The following is an 18,295-nucleotide window of genomic DNA, read 5'->3' on the forward strand; positions in this document are numbered from 1 at the left end:
CTCAACAATACTTAGTAGATAGGTTTCCCTTCGCTCTTGCCCAGCCCCGCCTCTATCCCGCAGGTAGTCGTGAGGCTAGGTTTCTATCCTTCCCTTTTAGCCCTTCCTAACCGCAGCTATGGAGCCTTCCTTTACGCGTATTCCCTCCATCCCACCCGCTATAGCTCCCCTAACGCTGCTCGATCAACGCCCCCAGTGGTCGGTCATGATACCCACCTACAACTGTACTACCTACTTGCGGGAAGCGCTGCTGAGCGTATTGGCTCAGGATATGGGCGAGGACCGGATGCAGATAGAAGTAGTGGATGATGCGAGCACCGACGGCGATGTGGCCGCCCTAGTGGCGGAACTAGGCCAGGGGCGCGTGCAGTATTACCAGCAACCTGTCAACGTGGGCAGCCTGCGCAACTTTGAAACTTGCATCAACCGGGCGCGGGGCTACTACGTGCACCTGCTGCACGGCGACGACCGGGTGGTGGACGGCTTCTACACCAAGATGACGCAGCTCTTCGAGCAGCATCCGCAGGCCGGGGCAGCTTTCAGCCGCTACGCCTCCATCAATGAGACGGGCCAGCGTATTTACGTGCCCGCACCCGTCGATAGCGAGGGCATCTTGCCCAACTGGCTGGTGCGCATTGCCGAGCGCCAGCAAATCCAGTACGCCGCCATTGCGGTGCGGCGCGAGGTTTACGAGCACCTAGGTAGCTTTTACGGCACCAACTATGGGGAGGACTGGGAAATGTGGGTGCGCATTGCCCGCTACTACCCCGTGGCCTACGCACCCGAAGTACTGGCCGAGTACCGGGGCCATACCTCGTCTATCTCCTCCGCCAAAGCGCGGCAGGGCCGCATCATTCAAGACCTGCTGCTGGTAATGGAGGCCATTCAGCAGCACCTTCCCGAAAAGGACAAGAAGTTGGTCGCCACTCTTTCACGCAAGTTTTATGCTACCCTGGGCATCGGGGTAGCCTACCAGGTATTGCGCGAAACGCAGGACTGGCCCTCAGCGCAGCACCACATCAAGCAGGCCCTCGTCATGAGTAGGCACCCGTCGGTGTATTACCACCTGTTTAAGTTTCACATCAAGCAGCTGCTGCACAAGCTTAGCCTTTATTCATAGGGCTTCCAAAATCTTATTAGCCGATTGAAGTAGTGACTAGCCGCTTGCGCTTGCCCGCAGACAATCACGACTAGCTTCCTAAGCCGCTACTCCTTCGTTATCCAATACATCACTCGTAATGCCTGCCCCCGACCAACCGACCTTAGAGCGAATACCAAGTACGCCACCCGTGATTCTGCCGGTCGCTGGTCATCTACACCGGCCGCAGTGGTCAGTGATGATACCTGCTTACAACTGCCTTGGGTACCTAGGCGAAACGCTGGCCAGTGTTTTGGCCCAAGACCCGGGGCCCGCGCACATGCAGATAATGGTGGTAGATGACTGCAGTACCGATGGCGACGTAGCTGCCCTCGTGCAGACTATCGGAAAAGGCCGAGTTGACTATTACCGGCAAGCTACCAACGTAGGCAGCCTGCGTAATTTCGAAACCTGCCTCAATCGCTCGGTAGGACACTGGGTGCACATTCTGCACGGTGATGACAGAGTAGCCGTGGGCTTTTATGCCGAAATAGAATCGCTTTTTCGTGACCATCCGGAAGCTGGCGCCGCGTTTACAAACACGACTAATCTCACGATGGGAGCGACCGGCGAAAAGCTCATGGACCGCCCTCCTCTCGTGCCAGAGCGCGGTATTATAAAAGACTTTCTGTTTCGAATAGCTGAAGGGCAGAAGCTAGAAACCCCGAGTATAGTAGTCAAAAGAAGTGTTTATGAGCAGCTAGGCGGCTTTTTCGCGGTGCATTATGGGGAGGACTGGGAGATGTGGGTGCGTATTGCTGCGCGCTATCCTATCGCCTACTCACCTAGGTGCCTAGCGCAGTATCGGTATCTAAACAGCACCAGTATCTCAACTCGCTATATTAAGGAGGGCCAGAATATCCGGGACATAACGAAGGTTATCAATATCATTCAACAATACCTGCCCAGCGAGCACCGAAAAGAGCTGAAAAAGCAGGCCTTGCGCCATTATGCCGGGTATTGCATGCTGCTAGCCGATTCTCTTTACTATACCGATAGTCAAGCTTGCGACGCTCAAAGGAAAGGGGCCATCGGCATGAGTAAACATCCTGCCGTCATCTACTTGGCATTCAAACTATATACCAAGCATTTGATTCAATACAAAGAAATTAAACGCTTTCTCAAAAAGGATTCAGGCCTAAACACTACCCAGCCTAAGTGAAGGCACTAGTAGCTACGCAGCCTTCGCCACTAATTATTCTTTCTGCATGACAACAGGTACTGACACTAAATGGGACTGGGAAATAAAGGAAAAAACCAGCTGGCTGGGGTCTAGCCCAGCCGAGTTTTGGTCCTATCGACACCTATTAGTCGGGTTAGTGAGGCGCGACTTTTTGATGGGCTACCAGCAAACGGTACTTGGGCCCCTTTGGGTACTGCTTCAACCCATTCTGACCCTCATTACCTACGTATTGGTATTTGGGAAAGTCATTGGCATTTCGACCGGCACTGTGCCTCCCGTGCTGTTTTATCTAGCGGGCATTGTGCTGTGGACCTTATTCAACGATGGCTTTACGGGCACTTCGGCCACATTTAGCGAAAACGCCCACATTTTTAGCAAGGTCTACTTCCCTAGGTTGCTTATGCCAGTGGCCCGGCTTGTAGGCTACCTTATCAGCTTTGGTATTCAGTTTGGCTTTTTAGTCTTAGTACTGGCTTACTACTGGCTGTTCACGTCTTGGCGAGCGCCTTCTGCCTTTGGGCTGCCGCTTGCGCTCTTGGTTATTCTACTAATTAGCATTCAGAGCCTTGGCCTAGGGCTGTTATTTTCGGTGCTCACGGGAAAGTACCGGGACATTCGTTTTTTTGTGGGTCTGGGCACGCGGCTGCTACTATTCCTGACCCCCGTTTTTTACCCAGTGCAGCACGTAGCGCCCAAGTCGCGGTGGCTACTCGAATTGAATCCGCTAACGCCTTTGTTCGAGCTCTTCAGGTGGAGCCTGCTGGGGCAGGGCATTGTGACACCTGGGCAGGTGCTCTACAGCGTCAGCTTCACGCTGGGTCTCTTTTTACTTGCGCTACTGACCTTTAACAAGCAGGGCGACAAACTCATGGATGTAGTCTAACGTGCATGTCGGATATCGCTATTCAAATCGAAAACTTATCCAAGCTGTACCGGCTTGGCACCATAGGCACAGGCTCCCTGCGCCAGGATATGCAGCGCTGGTGGACTACCTCGGTACGCAAAAAGGCCGACCCTTATTTTCAGGTAGAATCGGCTAAGTATCCTCGCCAAAGCCTGTGGGCCCTGCAAGATGTCAGCTTTGAAGTAAAGCAGGGCGAAGTGTGGGGGCTGGTTGGTAATAACGGAGCAGGTAAATCTACACTACTCAAAATCGTTTCGCGCATCGTTCGCCCTACCCAAGGGGTGGTGCGCGGGCGGGGCCGCATTAGCAGCCTGCTAGAGGTAGGCACTGGATTTCAGCCCGAGCTCACGGGGCGCGAAAACGTGTTTTTGAGCGGCTACATCCTAGGCATGAGCAAGCCCGAAATTCGGGCGCGCTTCGACGAGATAGTTGCTTTTTCCGGCATCGAAAAATTCCTCGACACACCCGTAAAGCGCTATTCTTCGGGCATGTACGTGCGCCTTGCGTTTGCTGTGGCAGCTCACCTCGAGCCCGACATTCTCATTCTTGATGAAGTGCTAGCCGTGGGCGATGCCGAATTTCAAAAGAAGTGCCTAGGCAAAATGCGGGAGGTTTCGCAGAATACTGGCCGCACCATTCTCTTTGTAAGCCACAGCATGCAAGCTGTCACCAACTTGTGTAACAAAGGCCTATGGCTACAGCAAGGCAAGGTAAGAGCCCTAGGAGAAGTATCGCAGGTTGTCAATCAGTACCTGGCCGACACGCAGCAATCCAATCTATCTCAAAGCTGGTCTACCCCCGAAACCGCGCCCGGCAATGACTTCATTCGCTTCAAGCGCGTGCAGATTATTCCGCAACAGATTAGTTCCGACGCGCCGCTTGATATTCGGGTGCCGCTTACGGTAAAATTCGAGTTCTGGAACCAGCTGGATGATACCCTGCTCAGCACCAATCTTGTGCTGTTCTCGAACGGGGGCGAGTGCATTTTCGATGTTCCTTCTGCCGCTGTCGTTTGTCAGCAAGGCGTAGTTGCCGGTGAATGCACCATTCCGGGCAATTTTCTCAATGATGGAGCCTACTACATTTCCTTGTTTGTGGTCAAGGATACTACTACGGCACTCTATGACTTTGAAAACTGCCTGTCCTTCGAGCTAGAAGACTACCGGGGCGACATCAAGTGGTATGGCAAGTGGTGGGGAGCGGTACGCCCGCTATTGCCTTTTTCTCTTACCCAAACCGAATCGGTGCTGTCCTAAGCAAGGTTATGCCTTCATCTACCCCTCCTTATACCATTACCCACGTCAAGCTGGATAGTACCCCCACGATGCCCCAGCTTGCGCCGCCGGGCCTAGGAAACTATGTCGTATTCTGGTGGAAGGAAATTGCTTTAGGGCAGGTGTTCTTTGAGTCAACTCAGCTCATCACCGAGTCCGTTTATTACGATGCCTTCGCGGCGGCTATTGCCCCGGCAGTGCAGCAGTATGCCAGCCGACATGAGGCACGCCAGGCGCCTTGGCAGGCGTGGCTAGCCGCACGCGATATGGACCACCTAGGGCAGTGGCTAGACTCTATTTTGAGTACGTCGCTACCGCTGAGCATTCCCTCCCAGGTTGCCATTTCGGTTATCATCTGCACGCGCAACCGAGCTCCTCAGCTCCGCAGGTGCTTGCAGCAGCTTCGGGCGCTGGCTTGCGTGCCCGCCGAGGTAGTGGTAGTAGATAATGCCCCGACCGATACGAGCACGCGCGATGTGTGCCAGGAGTTTGCAGAGGTCGTGTATGTGAAAGAGCCCCGGGCCGGCCTAGACTTTGCGCGCAACAGTGGGGTAGCTGCCACGCGCTACCCGCTTATCGCTTTTGTAGATGATGATGTGGTGGTACATCCCTGGCTCATGTACCGCGTTTGGGAAACCTTCCAGGACCCTACCGTGGCGGCCATGACGGGGCTAGTTATCGCCCTCGAGCTACAAGCCGAAGCTCAGATTCTCTTCGAACGTCACTGGAGCTTCAACCGGGGCTACGTGGCCACGCGCTACGACCTGGCCTATGTGCAAGCAGCCGTAAACCAAGCCCCGGCCGTGTGGGAAATTGGGGCGGGCGCTAATATGGCCTTCCGAAAGTCAGTTTTTGAGGAGGTAGGGTATTTTGATGAGCTATTGGGGGCCGGCGCGGCCGGCTGCAGCGACGATTCGGAAATGTGGTACCGCATCTTGCTAAGTGGGCATGCTATACAGTACAACCCAGAAGCCATTGTGTACCACGAACATCGCAAAGACTTAGCTTCCTTAAAAAGCCAACTTTTCTACTATATGCGCGGGCACGTGGTGGCTGTCCTCTTGCAGCAAGCCCAGCAACCGCAGACAGGATACGCCCACTACCTGTACACCAAACTGGCTTCCTATTATATCGAGTTAGTACAGAATAACTTCCCGTATTACCGGGGGCGAGCGCGTACCGTGTGGGTAGAAATAAAGGGAGCGGTATCGGGGGTAGCGTTTTACTACCGGCATCGCAAGCGCTCACATACTTCCTTGCGGTCCTAGCTATGCAGCACGCTTTACCCTCAGCAGAATACCCATTGGTTTCTGTCATTATCCCGTGTTATAACTATGGGCATTTCCTAGCAGAAGCTATTGAGAGCGTTCGCCAACAAACCTACCCTGCGAAGGAAATACTAGTTATAGATGATGGCTCTATCGATAATACCAAAGAGGTAGCGGCGCGCTATGCCGATGTCATCTACATTCACCAAAAGAACCAAGGGCTGTCGGCTGCCCGCAATACGGGTACTCGACATAGCCGCGGCAGCTACTTGGTTTTTTTAGACGCCGACGACTGGCTGTTGCCCGATGCCTTGGCTATCAATGCTCGCTACTTGCAACAGCATTCGCAGGTGGCCTTTGTGGCAGGGGCGCATACCTGCGTGTATACTAATGGGGACGAGCCAACGCTGAAAAACGCTATCATTGCTGATAATCCGTACCTTACGTTGCTCAGCAGAGGCAATTTCATTGCCATGATTGCGGCCGTTATGTTTACCCGGTGGTCGCTGCAGAAAGCTGCGTATGATAGCTCACTGGTAAACTGCGAAGATTATGACATTTACCTGCAAATAACCCGGCACCACCCTATCATCCAGCACAACAGCCAGTTGGCAGCGTACCGCATCCACGCCACCGCCATGTCTGCGGATGCCTCGCCAATGCTGCAAGGGGCGCTAAAAGTGCTGAACCGGCAACGAGCAAACCTACGGGAGCCTGCTGAAATAGAAGCGTATCACCGGGGCGTGCTCTTCTGGACTAGCTATTACACCGGAGGAAACGATTTCAGGTTCACGCCGGGCCAGATGCCGAGCTTCTTAGAAACAATTGCTTTTTTCAGAGAACACGCCCCCCACCGAGTAGTACCCTATGCACTGCTGCACGCCCCGTACGCGCGCTTACGCCGGATGCAAGACCAACAAGTACGCATGGCAAAAACACTAAAAAGCCGTCTTGCGGCTGCTGGCCGGCGGTGGCTGCGCCCCTCAACCCAAGCAAATGGGTTACCAGCCATCGGCCAAGTCACGGCGGGCGATTTTGAGCGCTTAACTCCCTTTAATACCAATTTTGGATATGAGCGGGGCGGGCCCATAGACCGCTACTACATCGAAGGCTTTCTGCATAAGGAGGCGGCCAGCATCAAGGGCCGGGTGCTGGAGATTGGCGATAATGCTTATACGCTGCAGTTTGGCGGAGCGCAGGTTAGCCAAAGTGACATTTTGCATATCGACGATAATAACCCACAGGCTACGTTTGTGGGTGACCTAAGCGACGCCCCGCATCTGCCTGACAACACCTTCGATTGCCTCATCTTAACACAAACCTTGCAGTTTATCTATGACTTTAGAGGCGCGCTGCACACCTGCTACCGTATTCTGAAGCCCGGAGGCACGCTCTTGCTCACTGTGCCGGGCATCACGCCGCTTGACCAGGGCGAATGGCGCGATATCTGGTATTGGTCGTTCACCGATAAGGCCCTGCAGCGCTTGGGGGCCGATACTTTTCCGGGGGGCAGTAGCTTTGAAATCTCCTCGTTTGGCAATGTGCGCGTGGCCACAGCCTACCTCTACGGCATGGGCCTACCCGAAGTAGACCAAGCAAGCCTCGATTACTATGACCCGCAGTTTCAAGTAATTAATGCGGTAAAAGCGGTGAAGCATGCGGGGGTTGCTTAGGAAGTATGCGCACCTCGCCCGGCAGTATAAACAGCCCAAAGCCGCGGTACTAATGTATCACCAGGTAGCGGAGCCTGCTACCGACATCTGGGACTTGGCCGTATCGCCGGCTCACTTTGAGCAGCAGCTACGGGTCTTGAAACAAACAGGCCAGGTTGTTTCGACTACTGAGCTAAGCGAGCGCTTGCACCTAGGTACCTTAAAGAGGCGAAGCATCGCCATCACCTTTGATGATGGCTACCTAGACAATTATCTGCAAGCCAGCCCCTTGCTTACGCGCTACCAGTTGCCGGCCACGTTTTTCGTTGTATCTGAAAATGTGGGGCTGAACCAGGAGTTTTGGTGGGACGAATTAGCTGGCATCTTCTTAGAATCCGAGTACTTGCCGCCGAGCCTTGCCTTAATTTTGCCTGGGGGCGACCACCTAGGGGCCGACTTACGGCCTGAGCAGCACCTGACGCCCGCACTGCGGCAGCAGCACCAGCAGTGGCGGGCCATCGAGCAAGCGCCCCCTACCCTGCGGGCAGCGCTGTTTTATAGACTATGGCAGCAGCTGCGGCCCCTGCCCGCACCGGCTCAGCAAGCGTGCCTTCAGCAGCTGCGTACCTGGGCGAGCTGGCCGCCAGGGGCCAGGCCTATTTATCGCACCATCTCGCCTGACCAGCTGCATGAGCTGCACAGCAGCCCACTGGTTACTATCGGGGCGCACACGGCTACGCACCCGGCACTAGCCAGCCACCCAGCAGCCTTGCAGCAGCACGAGGTAGCGACGGGGCGCCAGGCGCTGCACCAAGCACTCGGCGAACAGCCGATGCTACTGGCTTACCCCTACGGAAGTTACAACCGCGACACTACCGCAATAGCTGCTCAGCTTGGGTTTAAGGCTGCCTTCACCACCGATGCACAGCTAATAACTGCGGCCTCACCTCCCCACAAGTTGGGCCGCTTTCAAGTTAATAATTGGAACGGCGACGAGTTTAAACGACGGCTGACTCACTGGTTCAATCACTAAGGCACCTAAGAAAGAGGCCCCGCCGAACTAAGTTCAGCGGGGCCTCTTTCTTCATTTTCCTAGCTGCCTACTGCGGCTTGGCAGGCGTAGGCAGCGGCTTGCGGGGCAATTTCTGGTCGCGCATGGCGGCGTTATACACGAAGGAGGCTACCACCACCGAGGCTTGCTTGAGGTCGTCGGCCACAAGGCGGTCGTAGGTGTCTTGGTTGGAGTGGTGAGTGCGGGCGAAGTAATCGAGCCCATCCTGAATAAACTGGAAACCAGGTAGACCTACGGCGTCGAAGGCCACGTGGTCGGTGCTGCCAGTGTTGCGCGAGGTCACGGTGGTGGCCCCTAGGTCAGCAAATGGCTGCAGCCAAGCCGTGAAGATGGGTTTCACGGCTTCGTTGCCCTGGGCGTAGATACCGCGGATTTTACCGGCACCGTTGTCAAGGTTGAAGTAGGCCGCCAGCTTCTCGTGGTCAGGCTTCAGCTGCATGGTGGCGGGGTCAGCGAAGTGATTTTTCACGTAGTTGCGCGAGCCGTGCAGGCCCTGCTCTTCCTCGCCCCACAGCGCAATGCGGATGGTCCGGCGCGGCTTCAGGCCACTGGCTTTCAAGATGCGCACGGCTTCCATCATCACGGCGCAGCCGGCGGCGTTGTCGGTGGCACCGGTGGCCGAGTGCCACGAGTCGAGGTGGCCGCCGAGCATCACTACTTCGCTCTTCAGCTTTTTGTCGGTGCCCGGAATCTCGGCCACCACGTTGTAGCCCTTCAGGTCCTGAGTCTGAAAACGAGTTTTGGTTTCCATCTCAATCTCGACCGGAATGCCGGCCTCGGCTAGGCGGATGAGGCGCAGCTGGTCTTCACTCGACATTTCAAGCTCGGGCAGCACAGGCTTGGCATCGGCGGCGTAGGGCGCCCCGTTGGTGGTGAATACGGTGCCATCGGTGCCGCGGCCAGCGCTCAGCACGGCGGCCGCGCCTTCGCTCATGAGCATGGCGCTGACCTTGGTACGCAGCTCGCGTTGGGCGCGCATGGTAGCCATACGCTCGGCCATGGCGGGGTCGGTGGCAGGGCGGTTAGCGGCCGCAGCCGTAGCGGCGGGGGCATCGGCCAGCTTCTGCAAGTCTTCGGCGCTGAGGCGCTTGGCGTCGGGCTCGAAGCTGGGCTGCAAGGGCGCGGCTACGGGCAACAGCACTATTTTGTCGCGCAGCTGGCCTTTGTATTTGTCTAGGTCGGCTTCGGTGGTGGCTTTTACTACCACTACCTGCTTGCGCAAGCTGCCGGGGGTGCTGGGCGTCCAGGCCTTAGGCACGCCTATCATGGCATGGTAGTAAGGCGCGGTCATGGCCACGTAGCTCTTGTCGATGTCCCAGCCGCGGCCAAAGTCGCCCCAGGGCTCTATGTTGGCATTGGTGAGGCCGTAGTCGGTTAGGCGCTTTTTGGTCCAGGCGTTGGCGCGGGACAGGCCTTCGGAGCCGGCCAGACGCGGCCCGCATACATCGGTAAGATAGAAAGCGGTTTCCATCACCTTAGAGCGGTTCATGCCCTCGTCTTTTATTTTGGCTAGTGCAGCGGCATCGGTTTTTTCGGCCGTCTGGGCCAGGGCTGGGGTGGCCAACAAGCCGGCAGCGGCCAGCGCGAGGAGACGTTTTTGCATAAAAAAGCAGGGAGTGGTTTGGTGGAGAAAAGCTACGGATATTCTTAGAATGGAATGGACAAAAAAGCGGGCGCCCCGTTGCGTGGGGCACCCGCTTTAGCTGGCTTTTTAAGGGCTGTGCTTTACAGCTCCATAATGTCCTCGTTCCAGAGCGTGGGCTCGGCCTCGATGAACTCCTGCATCATGGCTACGCACTCTTCCGAGTCGAGGATGACTACTTCCACGCCGTGGCTTTCCAGAAATTCTTTCGACTCGCCAAAGGTGCGGGCCTCACCTACTACCACTTTCGGAATTTTGAACTGCACGATGGTGCCGGCACACATGTAGCAGGGCATCAGCGTAGTATAAAGCACCGTATCGCGGTAGGTGCGCTGGCGGCCAGCGTTGCGCAGGGCGTCCATTTCGCCGTGGGCGATGGGGTCTAGCTCCTGCACGCGCTTGTTGTGGCCGCGCGATACCAGCTTGCCATCGCGCACCAACACCGAGCCAATGGGAATACCACCTTGCGAGCGCCCTAGGCGGGCTTCGGCGATGGCGGCTTGCATAAATTCATCCATGATATTCTGAAGATTTTGGTTAGAAATAAAGCCGCCGCGTACAGGTCAAGCTTTGTTGGCAACTGCCACTTACCTACCTATATTATTTTTAATCAGCACAATAAGCAAAACAAACAATATCACAATTGCACTGAGCAGCAATAGCACCACCCAGGTATAACGCGTGCGCAGTGGCGCAGCTATAGCTCGGGCACTAGTCACGACCCACGCAATCACTACGAAGAGAGGCACCGTCGCTAGCGGATGGCTGAGAACAAAATACGTGTTGTGCATCTGAATGTCCAGCGTGCCTTGCCAGATGCTCCAAATGCCAGTTAATAAGCCATACAATACCAATACTAAGGCGTAGCAACTGAGTAACCATATCACTTCAGTTCTAATTGCTCTCAGCTGCATAGTAGAACCTCTAAAAGCTCTGCACAATACTGTTGTGCAGGGTGCGCGGGCTCCAGTAGCCGCTGGCGATGATGCGCCGAATGGTGAAGAGCGGGTCTGCCTGGTCGCGCTTTTCAGCTAGCGAGAAGGCGGCCACGAAGCCGCGCTGCTTCAATTCGGGAAAAGCCTGGGTGTTCCAGAGGCCGAAGGGATAGGCGAAGTACTTGATTTTCTTACCTGTTATTTCCTCCAGCGTTTTGGTAGGCTTGTCGATTTGCGTCACCCAGTCCTGGCCCTGGTATTTTTTCACGTTGTGGTGGTCCCAGGTATGCGAGCCGATGAGGTTACCCTGGTCAGAAAGCTGCTTCACCATGTCCTTGGTCATGTAATGTGGGCGACCTAGGCTCACGGTCATCACGAAGTACACCGCCTTGTAGCCATACTTATCGAGCTCGGGCCGGGCGATGGTAAACTGGTCGAGGTCCGTGTCATCGAAGGTGAGCATGATGGGCTTGCTCGGCAGCTTGGCCCCCGTGGTGAGGTAGGCATAGAGCTGGTCGGGCAGAATGGTATGGTAGCCCGAGTCGGCCAGCATCTTTATCTGCGCCTTAAAAGCAGCAATGGGTACGATGTAGTCTTTGGCGCTGCGCGAGTCACGCCCGGTCCAGTCCCGAATTTGGTGGTAGCACAAGATGGGCACCTGCGGACGAGCATAGATGGCGGCTGCATCGGCCACCTTAGCAGCTGGGATGGTGCTGGGGTCGGGCGCCGGGGTCGCGTTGGCTTCTTCGGCGGCCACGGCGGCGGCGCCGGAGGTAGGGGCCGTTTCTGGGTTTTTGAGGGCGGCCATTGCTTCGGCCGAAGGGGCAGTGCGGGCTTCGCCGGTGGTGGCAGTTTTGGTGTCGCAGGCGGTGAGGCTCAGCGCGGCCAGCAGAGTGGTGGCCGAAAAGAAGTTTTTCAAGGAAATAGAAAAAGCGCCAACAAGAGGTGTGGGCGGTCGAAGTAGTAATTTCGTAACAAAACTAACGACCTCCGCAGCGGATGAACAACCTACACGGCACCGGCGTAGCCCTGGTGACGCCCTTTACCCCCGATTTTCAGGTAGACTATGCCGGCTGGCGCCGCCTGCTCGACCACACCCTGCAAGGCGGCGTGGAGTACCTGGTTATTAATGGCACTACGGGCGAGTCGCCCACCACCACCACGTCCGAAAAAGCCGAGTTGCTGCGCATTGCCAAGGAGCACGTGGCTGGCCGGGTGCCGCTGGTGTATGGCATCGGCAGCAACGACACCGCCGCCGCCGAGGCGCTGCTGCACAGCACTGATTTAGAAGGCATCACAGCCATTCTATCGGCCAGCCCGGCCTATAACAAGCCTAGTCAAGCCGGCATTGTGGCGCACTACCAGCGTCTCGCCGACGCCGCGCCCCGGCCCCTGCTGCTCTACAATGTGCCCGGCCGCACCGGCTCTAATATGAGCGCCGACACTACCCTGCGCCTGGCCGAGCACCCCAATATCATCGGCATCAAGGAAGCCAGCGGCAACGTGGAGCAGTGCCTGGCCATCTTGGCTAAGAAGCCCGCTGACTTTCTTTTCTTGAGTGGCGACGACATGCTGACGGTGCCGCTCATCGCGTGCGGCGCCGTGGGCATTATTACCGTCCTAGGTAACGCTTTCCCGCAGAAATTTAGCGACATGACCCGCGCCGCCCTGGCCGGTGACTTCACCCGGGCGCAGCAGCTGCTCTTCGGCTTTGTGAGCCTCAACCCGCTCATGTATGAGGAGGGCAACCCTGTGGGTGTAAAAGCGGCCTTGGCCCTGCAAAACGTGTGTGGTAGTGAGGTGCGCCTGCCGCTAGTGGCCGCTAGTGAGGGCCTGACGGCGCGCATTAAGGCGCTGCTATAACGACTTAAGCAGGTTATTTACGATTCCCAGCTGTTCGCCCTTGGGCTGAATAGCTGGGAATCTCTATTTTTGTTAACTCTATGAAATTTACCAAACTTACGGATACTATTTTCACTGTCGAAGACTTCCTAACGCGTCAGGAATGTCTCGACATGATTGTCAGAAGTGAAGGTGTGGGCTACGAACTGGCTCAGATTAATACAAGCAGCGGCAGTCGGGTGCGCACCGATATTCGCAACAACAGCCGAGCTTTTTACAAGAGCGAAGAGCTAGCGCAGGAGCTGTGGACGAAGATTCAACCCTTCGTTCTGACGCCGCTGGCTGCTAGCACCGCTATTGGGCTCAATGAATTGTTTCGGTTTTACCGCTACCAGCGCGGGCACCAGTTTAAAGGGCATTTCGACCAGAGCTACATCCGCAACGAACGGGAGGCCAGTTACTTCACCTTTATGGTGTACCTGAATGACAATTTTCAGGGTGGCGACACAACTTTCCAAAAGCTACGAATACGGCCTAAACAAGGTATGGCGCTTCTTTTCCTGCACGACCTCTACCACGAAGGCAGCGAAGTAACGCAGGGTGTAAAATATGTGCTGCGGTCAGATATTATGTATCGCACTGACAACGAGCGCTCGACCTTTATCGACAACATCTAGCAGCTTAGCTTAGCCAAGCATAATCTTCTAGCTAATTGCTGGCTGATTAGCACCCGCCCGCTGCTCGGGCGCAAATGACTCGGCTTCCACGAAAATGCGCTTGAACTCGGGATGCTTGGCGCGGATGGCTTTTTCGAGCCGGCCCACGGCATCTTCTACCTGCTGGGCCGATAGGTCTTGGCGGAAGCGCACGTCGAGGGCCAGGATGGCCTCGGCAGGCCCTAGGTACATCGAAAGTGGCGGGCGCAGGCTGCGCACGGCCGGGTCGGCGGTGGCCAGCGCTTGCAAACTAGCCAGGGTGGCGGCGTCTACGCCTTCGCCCACCAGCAAGCCGCGGGTTTCTTTGAGCATGAACACCGCCATGCCGATGAGCAGCACACCAATGGCCACCGAGGCGCTACCATCAAAGTACGGGTTATTAAGCAGATGGCCGAAGTACACGCCCCCTAGGGCAATGACTAGGCCCACGAGTGCGGCTAGGTCTTCGAGCAAAATGGCATACACGGCCGGGTCGCGGCTGGCGCGCAGGGCCTTCCAAAAGCTGGCGTCGCCGCGCGTCTTATTGAACTCACGGAAGGCTAGCGAGCAGGCAATGCCTTCAAACACGATGGCCAGGCCCAGCACCCAGTAGTTCCAGGTGGGGTCGGTGAGCGGAGCAGGGTGCTGCAGGTGGATGTAGCCCTCATAGAGCGAGAGGCCACCACCCACCGCGAAGATGAGCACGGCCACTATCATCGTCCAGAAGTACAGCTCTTTGCCATGCCCAAAGGGATGCTCGGCATCGGCGGGGCGGGCACTGCGCGAGAGGCCCAGCAAAATCAGCAACCCGTTGCCGCTGTCCACGAGTGAGTGAATACCCTCGGAGAGCATGGCCGCGCTGCCCGTAAAAAACGCCGCCGTGAACTTGGCAATGGCAATGGCTACGTTGGCCGCAATGGCACCGTATACCACTATTTTAGAAGAACTGCCTGCCATACTACTAGATGAGTTTTAAATGAACCGGTGGTACGCAGGCTGCCTCGAAGGGTTATGGAGCGCAGTTGGCTTAGGCTCGCCTAGGTGCCCGCCAGCAGACTATAGCGGCTGATATGCACTTCGGGCCTACCCGCCGCTTTGGTCCAATTGGTTTCGCGCAATCATTTTGGGCACTCGCTTGTTGTAGTAGCACCCTAGGCTAAGGCCAGCGGGCACTCCACGCAACCGCTAGTAGGCGCAGCAATTGGCTTATCGGGCCGGCACCGCGCGTTTTTAGATATGAAAGCAGAATCCCCCTCTCAAGTAGCCTTTTCCGTGTTGGACTTGGCTGCCGTGGCCCAGGATAACACCCCGGCCGATACGTTTCGCAACAGCCTCGACTTGGCCCAAAACGTCGAGAAGTTGGGCTACACCCGCTTTTGGCTGAGCGAGCACCACAACATGGCCGGCGTGGCCAGCTCGGCGCCGCCGGTGCTGATAGGCTATATCGCGGGTGGCACTAGCACACTGCGCGTAGGCTCGGGCGGCATTATGCTGCCCAACCACGCCCCGCTAGTAGTGGCCGAGCAGCTAGGCACGCTGGCCTCGCTCTACCCCGGCCGCATTGACCTAGGGCTGGGCCGCGCCCCTGGCACCGACCAAACCACGGCCCGCGCCATTCGGGGCGCCCGCTTTGGCGTCGAGCAAGATTTTCCGCGCGATATCCAGCAGCTGCAAACCTATTTCTCGGCGGCCAACAGCACCAGCTCGGTGCGCGCCATTCCGGGCGAGGGGCTCGATATTCCGATTTACATCCTGGGCTCTAGCACCGATAGCGCCTACCTGGCCGCAGCGATGGGCCTGCCTTATGCTTTTGCCAGTCACTTTGCGCCCGGCCAGCTGTTTGCGGCGCTGAAAATCTATCGCCAGAACTTCCGCCCCTCGGCCACGCTCGCCGAGCCCTATGTTATCACGTGTGTAAATGTGATAGCCGCCGACACCGACGACGAGGCCGACTACCTATCCACCACCCTGAAGCAGATGATGCTGGGCGTGGTCACGGGCCAGCGCCAACTGATGCAGCCGCCCGTTAAGGACATGAGCCAGCTTTGGTCGCCCGATGTGGCGCAGTACGTGATGCAAATGCTCGCGGCTTCCTTCATTGGCAGCCCGGCCACGCTGCAAGAAGACCTAGGGGCTTTCTTGGCCCAAACGCAAGCCAACGAGATTATGGCTACCAGCCACATTTTCAGCCACGAGGCACGCGTACACTCCTATGAGCTGCTGGCCGAAACGATGCGCGTGCTAGGCCAGCCGCAAGCGGTAGAGCAATTGGCCGCATAGGTTCAGGCTTCTCAAAAAAGAAGGTCGGGCTTACCCTAGGGTGGGCCCGACCTTCTTTTTTGGGTAGTTTTCGTTGAGGATAGGCGTTACTTGTAGTGTTTGCTGGCTTCACTTGTATTGCCTATGCTTCGTTTTCGACTGTGGTATTGGTTGTTGTGGCTTGGGGCGCTAGGCGGCTGTCAGTTGCCGGAGCCTGTGCACCGCATCACGGCTGCCAATTATCTCACCGCCATTCCGGACCCTAAGACGTTGGGCGAAGCCTACGTTAGTGACCCCGACAGCATACTAGCCCCCGGCACTGCGCCCGCCCTCAATGCCCAGCTCGATAGCCTCGACCGCAGCGGCCGGGCGCACCTCGATGTGGTGCTGGTGCGCAGCCTCGGTGCAGCAGTGCCCAAAACAGCAGCTACAGCGCTATTTAATAAGTGGAAAGTCGGGGGCAAAACCACTAACAATGGGCTGCTTATGCTGCTAGTGCTGGACCAGCGCCGCGTGGAGTTTGAAACCGGCTATGGCCTAGAAGCCGACCTGCCCGATATTATTTGCTACCGCATTCAGCAGCGATACATGCTGGACGCCGCCCGCGCCAGCAACTACGACCAAGCAGTGCAGCAGGGCGTAGCAGCCATCATTAGGCGGCTGCGCCCCGCCCCTGCCCCACCTAAGCCCGTGCTGGCTACCGCCGACGACTCGGCACGCTACTATGCAGATAGCCTACAACGTGCCCTTATGGCCCAAAGCGGGTATGCCAACGCCACCGACGACCCGCTAGAGCAGGCCCTACCGGGCGAAGCCTCGGCGGATAATTACTACCCACCCGAGCCGGGGCCGCCAGTGGGCCTGTTGGCTGTGGCAGCATTGGCGCTAGTGCTTTATCTGGTGCTATGGTACCGCACTACGCAGCAGCTACGTGGGCGTGGCTGGCTGGTACTAGTGCCCCTTGGGCTAGTGGGGGGCTTAGTAGGGCTCGTGCTGCAAGGCAAGCTGGGCCCAGAGGCTTTTTTGGCGCTGCTTTATGGCTTGCCGCTGCTGTACCTGCACGGCTATTTTGGGTGGCACTATTGGCAGGCGCGGCGCCCCGTGGCGCCCCTAGGTCGGCCCGAAGCCTATGGGCAGCAGCAAGCGGCACATCGCGGCTTAGCCTTCACGGCCTACCTATTTCCGGTGGGGCTGGCGCTGTACTGGCGCTGGTATGGCCGGCACTTGGCCGCGTTGCGCGATGCTCCTTTTGCTTGCCCCGACTGCGGGCTACCCATGCACAAACTCGACAGCGCCGCCGAAAAAACGCATCTCGCACCCGGCCAACAGGTAGAAGAAGCGTCGCGCGCAGTAGAGCATGAGGTATGGAAATGCGCCCAGGGGCACCACCTCTGGCTAGCCTATCCTAACCCCGAAACCAAAACCCAGGTCTGCCCCGCCTGCCACCACCGCACCCTGGCCCCGCCGCGGCTGCGGGTGGTGCAAGCAGCTACCACCTCGGCCGAGGGCTGGGGCTGGCGAGTGGCTACGTGCCGCTTCTGCCAGCACGAAGTGCAAGAGAGAGAAGTTATTTCGCGCCTGCCCAGCCCCGTAAGCAGCTCCTCTTCGAGCAGCTCTGGCTCTTCTTCGTGGGGAAGCAGCTCGGGCAGCAGTTATAGCAGCCGTAGCACTAGCAGCGGCGGCTCGTCGGGCGGCGGCGGCGCGGGCAGCACTTGGTAGCTCCTAGGTGCATCGCAGCTCGGGGTGCTTTACAAAACCGCCTATCACAGGCGAATGGCCTATTTCCGGCTAGCCGGGCCGCGCGTTTTACCCGGGCTTTGAATTTGTGCCGCAAATTGCTACCGCGGCCAAACAGCTCTAGAGTACTGCTCTCCTGCAACACCACCTCTAACAGCCCGCCTACTTCTTAACTTCTTTATTGCTCATGAATTGGTTGCTACTACTCGGCGGCGGGCTAGCGCTGGCCAACTTGGCCCCGCCCGCCTACAAAACCTACCATAATACTCGCTTTGGCTATCGCATCGACTACCCGGCCGACTTTCGGCCCCAGCCCGAAGCCGGCAACGGCGATGGCCGCCGCTTCGTCTCGCCCGACGGGCAGGCCGTGCTCAGCGCCTACGCCAGCTACGGCGATGTGCTGGACGGCGGCCTAGCCGAAAATCAAAAAATAGCGCGCCAGGGCTGGCAGGAAAAACACGCTACCCTTGTGCTCGACCAGCGCACGCGCACGGGCTACGTGCTGTCGGGGCAAGTGAAAGGCCGTATTTTCTACGAGAAGACCGTTTTTAAGAGCAATACGCTCACCACTTTTTTGTGGGAGTACCCAGCCACCCGCAAGGCAGCGATGGACGCTGTTATCCGGCACACCATTCAGACGCTGCAACCCAGCGTAGCGGGCGCCGATTAACCCCCGCGCCGGGGCGCAACCAGC

At 57.3% G+C, this 18,295-nt stretch carries 16 protein-coding genes; 12 read left to right on the forward strand and 4 right to left on the reverse strand.

Annotated elements, in window-relative coordinates:
• Nucleotides 1-118 precede the first annotated feature (118 nt).
• The 7 genes from FNT36_RS01565 (at nt 119) to FNT36_RS01595 (ending at nt 8,452) form a co-directional block, all read left to right on the forward strand.
• A complete protein-coding gene (locus tag FNT36_RS01565) occupies nt 119-1,120 on the forward strand; it encodes a glycosyltransferase family 2 protein (RefSeq protein ID WP_233635595.1) in 1,002 nt (333 codons plus the stop codon).
• Between the two features lie 169 nt (nt 1,121-1,289).
• Nucleotides 1,290-2,300 carry a glycosyltransferase family 2 protein gene (locus FNT36_RS01570; RefSeq protein WP_233635596.1) on the forward strand — a complete coding sequence of 337 codons (1,011 nt, stop codon included), beginning with the start codon at nt 1,290-1,292 and terminating at the stop codon, nt 2,298-2,300.
• Between the two features lie 46 nt (nt 2,301-2,346).
• Nucleotides 2,347-3,204, forward strand: coding sequence for an ABC transporter permease (locus FNT36_RS01575; protein WP_233635597.1), 858 nt, complete (start codon nt 2,347-2,349; stop codon nt 3,202-3,204).
• Nucleotides 3,205-3,209: 5 nt separating this feature from the next.
• A complete protein-coding gene (locus tag FNT36_RS01580) occupies nt 3,210-4,481 on the forward strand; it encodes an ABC transporter ATP-binding protein (RefSeq protein ID WP_144843347.1) in 1,272 nt (423 codons plus the stop codon).
• Nucleotides 4,482-4,489: 8 nt separating this feature from the next.
• On the forward strand, nt 4,490-5,767 hold the full coding sequence (locus FNT36_RS01585; RefSeq protein WP_144843350.1) for a glycosyltransferase family 2 protein: 1,278 nt from the start codon (nt 4,490-4,492) through the stop codon (nt 5,765-5,767).
• A 2-nt stretch (nt 5,768-5,769) separates the two neighbouring features.
• Nucleotides 5,770-7,440, forward strand: coding sequence for a glycosyltransferase (locus FNT36_RS01590; RefSeq protein WP_144843353.1), 1,671 nt, complete (start codon nt 5,770-5,772; stop codon nt 7,438-7,440).
• Between the two features lie 52 nt (nt 7,441-7,492).
• Entirely contained in the window at nt 7,493-8,452 is a 960-nt protein-coding gene (locus tag FNT36_RS01595; RefSeq protein WP_233635598.1) for a polysaccharide deacetylase family protein, read from the forward strand.
• Between the two features lie 67 nt (nt 8,453-8,519).
• Here the strand turns inward: FNT36_RS01595 and FNT36_RS01600 are convergent, their stop codons facing one another.
• The 3 genes from FNT36_RS01600 to FNT36_RS01610 form a co-directional block, all read right to left on the reverse strand.
• A complete protein-coding gene (locus FNT36_RS01600) occupies nt 8,520-10,094 on the reverse strand; it encodes a M28 family metallopeptidase (RefSeq protein WP_144843360.1) in 1,575 nt (524 codons plus the stop codon).
• Nucleotides 10,095-10,216: 122 nt separating this feature from the next.
• On the reverse strand, nt 10,217-10,651 hold the full coding sequence (locus FNT36_RS01605) for a nucleoside deaminase (RefSeq protein ID WP_144843363.1): 435 nt from the start codon (nt 10,649-10,651) through the stop codon (nt 10,217-10,219).
• Nucleotides 10,652-11,057: 406 nt separating this feature from the next.
• The gene (locus FNT36_RS01610) at nt 11,058-11,987 is read right to left on the reverse strand and encodes a polysaccharide deacetylase family protein (protein WP_233635599.1); all 930 of its coding nucleotides are present in this window, start codon (nt 11,985-11,987) and stop codon (nt 11,058-11,060) included.
• A gap of 80 nt (nt 11,988-12,067) precedes the next feature.
• Between FNT36_RS01610 and dapA the strand changes: the two genes are divergently transcribed.
• A complete protein-coding gene (gene dapA, locus FNT36_RS01615; protein ID WP_144843367.1) occupies nt 12,068-12,931 on the forward strand; it encodes a 4-hydroxy-tetrahydrodipicolinate synthase in 864 nt (287 codons plus the stop codon).
• Between the two features lie 80 nt (nt 12,932-13,011).
• Nucleotides 13,012-13,587: a 2OG-Fe(II) oxygenase gene (locus FNT36_RS01620; protein ID WP_144843370.1), complete on the forward strand. Its 576-nt coding sequence runs from the start codon at nt 13,012-13,014 to the stop codon at nt 13,585-13,587.
• A 27-nt stretch (nt 13,588-13,614) separates the two neighbouring features.
• On the opposite strand, the gene FNT36_RS01625 is transcribed toward FNT36_RS01620, so the two are convergent.
• On the reverse strand, nt 13,615-14,562 hold the full coding sequence (locus FNT36_RS01625) for a cation diffusion facilitator family transporter (protein ID WP_144843373.1): 948 nt from the start codon (nt 14,560-14,562) through the stop codon (nt 13,615-13,617).
• A 279-nt stretch (nt 14,563-14,841) separates the two neighbouring features.
• On the opposite strand from FNT36_RS01625, the gene FNT36_RS01630 reads away from it, so the two are divergent.
• From FNT36_RS01630 to FNT36_RS01640, 3 genes are all read left to right on the forward strand, one after another.
• On the forward strand, nt 14,842-15,885 hold the full coding sequence (locus FNT36_RS01630; RefSeq protein WP_144843376.1) for an LLM class flavin-dependent oxidoreductase: 1,044 nt from the start codon (nt 14,842-14,844) through the stop codon (nt 15,883-15,885).
• A gap of 123 nt (nt 15,886-16,008) precedes the next feature.
• The gene (locus FNT36_RS01635) at nt 16,009-17,583 is read left to right on the forward strand and encodes a TPM domain-containing protein (RefSeq protein WP_144843380.1); all 1,575 of its coding nucleotides are present in this window, start codon (nt 16,009-16,011) and stop codon (nt 17,581-17,583) included.
• A gap of 205 nt (nt 17,584-17,788) precedes the next feature.
• Nucleotides 17,789-18,271, forward strand: coding sequence for a hypothetical protein (locus FNT36_RS01640; RefSeq protein WP_144843383.1), 483 nt, complete (start codon nt 17,789-17,791; stop codon nt 18,269-18,271).
• Nucleotides 18,272-18,295: the final 24 nt, after the last annotated feature.

Origin of the sequence: Hymenobacter setariae, assembly GCF_007713685.1 — a bacterium.
Lineage (GTDB): Bacteria > Bacteroidota > Bacteroidia > Cytophagales > Hymenobacteraceae > Hymenobacter > Hymenobacter setariae.